At 64.9% G+C, this 276-nt stretch carries 1 protein-coding gene; it reads right to left on the bottom strand.

Annotated elements, in window-relative coordinates; genetic code table 11:
* The coding region (locus tag B3T59_RS22515) for an enoyl-CoA hydratase-related protein (RefSeq protein WP_287005186.1) at positions 1 to 276 on the bottom strand (276 nt) is incomplete at both ends.

Below are 276 nucleotides of genomic sequence, written 5' to 3'. Positions count from 1 at the left end.
GTAGACCTCGGTCTCGCGGGCGAGACGTTGATCGGCTCCCGACTTGTCTGTGTGGTCCCAGTGCAGGGCGGCGACGTTGTCGTAGTACGTGTCGAAGTCGCGTTCCGGGGTACCGATGTCGTGGCCCGCCGAGAAGTGTTTGCCGTTGGCGCGAAGGACGATCGCCTTGACGCAGGCGTCGTCGACCGCCTTGCGGAACGCGGCGTCGAGCGAGTACGTCATCACCGAGTTCTGGGCATTGCGGTACTCGGGCCGGTTCAGCGTCACGTAGGCGAC

The sequence above is a fragment of the Gordonia sp. UBA7860 genome (assembly GCF_002500165.1).
GTDB lineage: Bacteria > Actinomycetota > Actinomycetes > Mycobacteriales > Mycobacteriaceae > Gordonia > Gordonia sputi.
This window is presented reverse-complemented; position numbering and strand designations above follow the sequence as displayed.